The organism is Bradyrhizobium sp. P2_E8, assembly GCF_056403875.1.
Genome location: NZ_JBFUES010000389.1, coordinates 1 through 6537, shown reverse-complemented (window position 1 = coordinate 6537; position 6537 = coordinate 1). Strand labels below are relative to the sequence as shown.

The 6537-nt window shown below is 57.3% G+C and carries 6 protein-coding genes; 5 read left to right on the top strand and 1 reads right to left on the bottom strand.

The genetic code is table 11. The features are described 5' to 3' along the window. Positions 1-277: 277 nt before the first annotated feature. Positions 278-1270 carry a hypothetical protein gene (locus AC1D00_RS21290; protein WP_477012016.1) on the top strand — a complete coding sequence of 331 codons (993 nt, stop codon included), beginning with the start codon at positions 278-280 and terminating at the stop codon, positions 1268-1270. A gap of 4 nt (positions 1271-1274) precedes the next feature. Here AC1D00_RS21290 and AC1D00_RS21285 read toward each other — a convergent pair whose 3' ends face one another. Beyond that, a complete protein-coding gene (locus tag AC1D00_RS21285; RefSeq protein WP_477012015.1) occupies positions 1275-1652 on the bottom strand; it encodes a methylamine utilization protein in 378 nt (125 codons plus the stop codon). 127 nt (positions 1653-1779) lie between these two features. Here AC1D00_RS21285 and AC1D00_RS21280 point away from each other — a divergent pair, with 127 nt between their 5' ends. From AC1D00_RS21280 to AC1D00_RS21265, 4 genes are all read left to right on the top strand, one after another. Next, positions 1780-4782: an EAL domain-containing protein gene (locus AC1D00_RS21280; protein WP_477012014.1), complete on the top strand. Its 3003-nt coding sequence runs from the start codon at positions 1780-1782 to the stop codon at positions 4780-4782. A 436-nt stretch (positions 4783-5218) separates the two neighbouring features. Continuing rightward, complete coding sequence (locus tag AC1D00_RS21275) at positions 5219-5542, top strand: PilZ domain-containing protein (RefSeq protein WP_477012013.1); 324 nt, start codon at positions 5219-5221, stop codon at positions 5540-5542. Continuing rightward, the gene (locus AC1D00_RS21270) at positions 5543-5779 is read left to right on the top strand and encodes a hypothetical protein (RefSeq protein WP_477012012.1); all 237 of its coding nucleotides are present in this window, start codon (positions 5543-5545) and stop codon (positions 5777-5779) included. A gap of 315 nt (positions 5780-6094) precedes the next feature. Beyond that, on the top strand, positions 6095-6537 hold a 443-nt coding region (locus AC1D00_RS21265; RefSeq protein ID WP_477012011.1), incomplete at its 3' end, for a DUF2336 domain-containing protein.

Genomic DNA, 6537 nt, shown 5'->3' with positions numbered 1-6537 from the left:
TCCGTACGCCAGTCGGATTGAAGGCTCGTCGTTGAAATCTGTAAAATTTGAAAGGGCTTGCGAGAGCTTGGCGGTGAAAAGAGGCCGGCGTGCCCTGTTAACCACCAAGCAAGCCGCGGGTGCAGGTCCGCCACAAACCTTAAAATCTATGCTAAGTTGAAAAGATCGTTAATCTGGACGCGTTTTCGAAGACGGGCGGTTACTTGAAATGTTCAGGTCTCAGGGGCGGGATGTCGTTTCGGCATCACGAGTAGTCTCCCGTTTTGCCGCGTTCATTGTGGGACTTTCCTGCTGGATCCTGGGGACCCGAGAGGCCAGCGCCCATGTCAAATGGTTCTGCGCCTTTGATGCTGCCGGCCAGCCGCGTGGCCTTGAGAACGTCCTGTGCCAGGATTTTGAGCTGCTTCTAGGCGTCGCTCTTTTCTGGTTCTTCTCCGGATGCGTGGTTGAGCGGACCTCCTTGGGCGCGATCACATCCCGCTCCCTCAACCGCTTTACCGACGGATTGCGGCTACACACCGAAGACATGATGCGCGCGGTTTGCGGATTTTTCTTCATTTCGCTCTGGGCGATCGGAGGTATCATATTGACCCCCGAGCTTAAAACGGCGTCCCCCTGGGTGGGACCATTGCAGCTCGCCATCGCAGTCGGCCTGCTGTCGCGCCGTACGATGCCGCTCTCAGCGGCTGGGATCGTGATTTTATTCGGGCTGGCTGTCCGCGATTACGGCACGTTTCATCTCGCCGATTATCCAATCTTTCTGGGTATCGCTTCCTATCTCGCGCTCACCGGGTTGCAAAAGGACCTGTTCGGCATTTCGGCACTCGATGTCGTCCGCTACGCAACCGCTGTGACCTTGATGTGGGCATCGGTCGAAAAATGGGCCTATCCGGAATGGAGTTTTCCGCTTCTGATCGAGCATCCCGGCATCACGCTTGGATTCGACAGTGAGTTCTACATGCGGGCCGCGGGGATGGTTGAATTCACGCTCGCCTTTGCTTTGGCTTGGACGCCACTGGTCCGGCGCGTTGCGGCGGCCGTGCTGCTTGGCATGTTCATCAGCGCGTGCTTCGAATTCGGCAAGCTCGACGTGATCGGGCACTCGGCCATCATCGTCGTCCTGGTTGCGGTCCTTGCGGACAACCGGCCGATGGAAAGCGATTATCGCATCCCCTGGCTTGCTCCCGTTGGACTATGCGCGGCGCTGACGGTGACGCTCTTCGCGTATTACGTCGGCCACGCCGCGATTTTCAACACATCGATTCTCTAGGCTGTCACTTGGTGACGTGCACCCCGAGCTTCATCTTGGGATGAATGCCGCACAACACGGTGTAGTCGCCAGCCACGGAAAAGACGACGTCGAACTGGCTGCCCGGCTGCTGGTCGCCGCTATCGAACTCAAAGGTCGCGGAGCTCAAATAAGCGTGGTGCAAAAGCTCGCCGTCGTCGTTAACGAACCGTAAAGTCTCGCCACGCCTGATGATAATTTCTCTGGGCCTGAACTCTCGATCTTTCTGCGAAATCGTAAATGGGCTTGCGCCTAGCGCGGCTCCCGCGAGGAGTCCCGCCGTGATCGCGACCGTGATCTGGGTAGCGAACTTGCCCCTACGCAGCCGCAACAACCAAGCCGACATTTCAACCCCGCTGATCATCTAAATTTAACCAAACGCCCACGTAACGCACCCGATGCGCGGGTCCGGGCTAGTCTCATAGTTATCTCAGGTTGATCTTAACGAATCCCGCATCGTTTGCGGTCATTCTTGTTGGAATTTGAGGCCGATGCAGGTCTGCTTGCTTTCGTGCGCCACGTTTGCGATTAGTTTTTTACAGCGAAAGACAGCCTGGATGGGTCTGTTCGTCGACAGGGTTGCCGGTCAATCGTCTCTGGGCATCGAGGCCTCTGGTTCGCTTACCGGCGGGGGTTCGCGGCTTGCTACGAGCCGAGGTTCGATTCGAACGGCGATCGTGATGTTTTGTCTTGCACTGAGCGCCATTGCGGCAGCGCTAGGAGGATACGCGACCCTCGGCATTCGGCATGCTGGCGACCTCGTGACCAAGACTTTCGACGAATCCCTGATGTCGATCAACTACGCCCGCGCGTCCGGTGCCGATTTCGCCGCGATGCGCGTTGCAGCTTCAAAACGGCTGCTTTCGCTCGATCCCGCAGCTCAGGTCCGGTTTGACGCAGAAATCGAAGAGCTGGCGAAGACGCTCTTGGAAGACGTGACTATCGCGGCCGAGCGGTCGCAATCGGCGCGAGCCGCAAACGCGGCTGTCAAAGTCCAGGAGGCAGCAAATGCGTGGCTCGCCCTTCAACGTCCCGGTCCAGCCGAACGCATCCTGGCCTCCGATACGAACGCGCGACAAAGTGCTGAGCTCGATCGGCTTTCTAATGTCGTCAATCAGCAGATCGAACTACTGGTGAACTACACGGCGGGAGATGGCTTCCTCTTTCGTCAACGAGCGCTCGCGGCGATCAAGCGGGATCAGCAACTCAACATAATTGGGCTCACCATCGCGCTGGTCCTGTCTGGTTTTTTTTCGTGGCTGTTGACGCGTCGCATCATTGGACCGGTCGCGATCGCGTCCAAAGCGGCGAGGAGCATTGCCGACGGCGATTTGAATGCGGAGATTCCGGAGGGCGGGAACGACGAGCTGGGCACCTTACTGACCGCAATGGGGAGAATGCGAAACAACATCAGGGCGATGGTCGATCAAGAGGTGGCACAACGGCGTTCCGCGCAGGCGCGGCTTTCCGATGCGCTGGAGAACTCTCGTGAAGGCGTTGTGCTCCTGGACGCGGACGGCCAGGTCGCCTTGGCCAATTCGCGGGCCAGCGAGTTTATCCGCTTTGCTCCGCATCTTGTTCGTTCCGGCCTTGTGGGGCTTGAGCATGGATCCAATGACGAGATGTCTTTGGTGGGAATTAACGGGGCGTCTAGCGACGCCGAAGTATTGGCGAGTGAAGCCCACCTTTCGGATGGACGATGGCTGCGGGTGAGCCGAAGTCCCACCCAGGAGGGTGGCGTCATCCTGGTCTATAGCGATATCACCAGCTTAAAGCAGCAGAAGGCCGAGCTGCATGCAACGAATCTGAGGCTGGATGCGGCACTCACGCACATGTCACAGGGGCTCTGCCTTTACGATAGTGAGGCGCGGCTGCAGGTCGTAAACCGTCGCTTCTGTGAGATCTTTGATATTTCGCCTGAGCTTGTTCGTCCGGGCATGACTTTCGAAGATGTGCTCTCCTTGAGTGCTGCTGCTGGAAAACATGGCAGCCAGACCGCGGCCGATTTACGCGGCGACTGGGAACAGTTCCTCGCCCGTCGCGACGGCAGCAACCATCTTCAGCATCTCAGCGATGGACGTGTCGTATCAATTGCGCATCGCTCGACATCAGACGGCGGGTGGCTGATCAGTTGCGAAGATGTGACGGAGCAACAAACCGCTCAATCGCAAATCGCCTTCATGGCCCGGCATGATGCTCTCACTAAACTGCCTAATCGATCACTGTTCGCCGAACGGATCGATCGAGCCATCGCGGAGACTGGCCGAGGGTCTGGCTTTGCGGTGTTCTGCATCGATCTGGATAATTTCAAGCAGATCAACGATACCTTGGGGCATCCGGTGGGCGACGGGCTGCTATGTGCGGTGGCCGACCGACTGAGCTCCTGCGTCCGCGWGGTCGATACCGTGGCGCGCCTGGGCGGCGACGAATTTGCCATCGTGCAATCGGGTGTCCAAAACTCCGAAGATGCCGAACGATTGGCTCGGCGCATTGTGGAGTGTGTCGGAGCGCCGTATGAAGTAAACGGGCATCGCGTCAGCGCCGGCTGCAGCATCGGCATTTCATTGGCGCCATCTGACGGCACGACCCGCGAAAAGCTCCTGAAGAATGCCGACATGGCGTTGTACCGGTCCAAGATGGACGGCAGGGGCACCTGGCGGTTTTTCGAGCCGGCGATGGACGCGAGCTTGCAGCAGCGCCGAGCGATTGAGCGCGACCTACGGGAGGCCTTAGAGAGGGATGAGTTCGCGCTGTTCTATCAGCCGATTTATGATCTGCGCCTGGATCGGATCAGTGGGTTCGAAGCACTGTTGCGCTGGCATCATCCAAAGAAGGGGCTCGTGCCGCCCGATCAATTCATTCCGATCGCAGAAGACATTGGTCTTATCAATGCGCTCGGTGAATGGGTACTTAACCACGCCTGCGAGCAAGCAGCCAATTGGCCGAGCGAGCTCAAGATTGCCGTTAATGTTTCGCCCACTCAGTTTCGGGATGCAAGGTTTGCGGAGGTCATCGCAAAGGCGCTCGATGCTTCAAAGCTCAGTTCGAACCGACTCGAACTTGAGATCACAGAGTCCGTGCTCCTCGGCAACAGCGCCGAGACGATCGCAATGCTGCATAGACTGAAGGCGCGCGGGCTACGGATCGCTTTGGACGATTTTGGTACTGGCTACTCTTCCTTGAGCTATCTGCGCAGTTTCCCGTTCGACAAGCTCAAGATCGATCAGTCGTTCGTTCGTGATGCAACGACAGTTAGCGGATCAAAGTTGATTGTTCGAGCCATCACCAGCCTCGGAAAGAGTCTTGGCATGACCACGACGGCCGAGGGGGTCGAAACGATCGAGCAGTTGAACCAGATGAAGGCGGAAGGCTGTAACGAGGCGCAAGGGTACTTGATCAGCCGACCGGTCCCCGCAACTGAAGTCGCAGCGACGATTCTGGCTTTGAGAAGCGGCCTCAAGAGGAACCACCGGCGCTCTGCCATGGCCAGCTAACAAGTGGGTCAGACATGCCTGCAGCCACGCCAGCTGTGTTCGCCCCGCTTTTGCGGCAACCAAATTGGCGAGGCCAGGCCTTTCGGTCCTGCGAGAAATTTGGCCGACAGGTCCTTCGCGCCTTAGTCCCTTTGAATTCCGACGAAACCGCAGCGGGCTGCGGCTCTCGACCATGCAATACTATGAGCAATTCCGTTCAGGCGGCTCCCTGATTAGGAAATAGTTCCCGTTTAAGCTTCTATTAACCGAGTGAAGACATCATACTTCGTGTTTAAGTTGCTTAGTTGCGCAGGTGATTTTCGGCGGACAGGTTGCCAGCCCGTTCAATCATTCGAAATCTTCGATTTTCTTGAACTGCCTTAGCCGCAAGGACCGCATTCATTCTGTGACCCGGGCGCGGCGGCAACCATCGCCAGCTTTTGCTGGGAGCGGCCACGTGAACTTCGATAGTCGAAAAAATCGCAGAGTGAGGTTCGACCATAAACCGCCGGTCACCCTGATGGGCGCCGACGGGACCTGGCGCAGGAGCTGCATACTGGTCGATGTGTCCGAGACAGGCGCGAAGCTCGAAATCGAGGGATCGCCAGACGTGCTCCGGGCGAGGGAGTTCTTCATGCTCTTGTCCTCTACCGGTTTAGCCTTTCGACGCTGCGAGCTCATTTGGGTGGAAGGATCAAACGTCGACGTGCATTTCGTCAGCAACGACCCGCGAAAGAAAAAACTAAAGCCCCAAAGAGAGCAATCGGAGAACACTATCTGAATGCAGATGCTCCATTCGAGGTCAATTGATTCTATTGATCCCGACACTTTGATCGAGTGCACGGGGCGCGAGATTTTGTTCCGGGTTGAAGGCGGATTTCTTCTTTATCTCACTGACGGTTGTCCGATCGCGACCGCGCGGGAGCGGGTCACTTTTTTAGAACCGCGCGAAGCACTGCTCTGGCTAAACGAGAGGGAGTCCAGTCCGTGGTTGGCCGGGGAGGTCGGCGAGGATTAGCGCGGCGTCTCGAATATGAATCTGGAGGAAAGCTTCGGGGCCAGCTCAATTTCCGCAAACGGAATGCCATCGCCCGTGTCCAAGCGCTGTATGCCATTTTGCGCGACAATCGGCAGGTGCCTATTCCGAATAGCGTGCGCCGCTCGCGTAGCGTCTCGGGGCATACAGTTCAAATGTCAGCGTGTCGGTTGGGCAGCCGTTAAGTCAACCCCGAGAGTTGGTCGAGGGCTTAACCGGTCGTTCAACCCTTAGGTGGTGTAGTCGTGCCGCGATTATTTTAGATACCGATCGTTTTTCAATCTTCGAGCCGCGCCCATGGCTAAGTCCGCGTCACTCTTGATCGATTTAGAAGAAGCTGTTTCGCGAGGAAATCCGGAGAGCTGTTTGCGGGCGCTATGGCATGCGACCGATGTGCTGATTGCGGGCAGTTACTCAGAGGAGCAAGTCTGGACCTTTGGCGAGATCATCGGTCGTCTTGCCCAGGAGATTGAAACCAGTGCCCGCGTCCGATTGGCAGGGAAGTTGGCCAGCACCAACAACGCGCCCCTCAACCTAACGCGCAAATTGGCATCCGACGACTCTATTGACGTCGCTTGGCCCGTGCTCAGCCAATCGGAGCGCCTCGACACGGATACATTAATCTCGTGTGCCCAGAACAAGAGCCAACAGCATTTGCTTGCGATCTCGAAGCGAAGATCGATTCCGGAACCGGTGACCGACGTGCTCGTGGTGCGCGGTTCCGCCGAAGTCGTGACCTC

Excerpts from the sequence above, each read along its gene's own strand:
- AC1D00_RS21285 (WP_477012015.1), bottom strand. The coding sequence starts at position 1,652 with ATGATCAGCGGGGTTGAAATGTCGGCTTGGTTGTTGCGGCTGCGTAGG.
- AC1D00_RS21270 (WP_477012012.1), top strand. The coding sequence starts at position 5,543 with ATGCAGATGCTCCATTCGAGGTCAATTGATTCTATTGATCCCGACACT.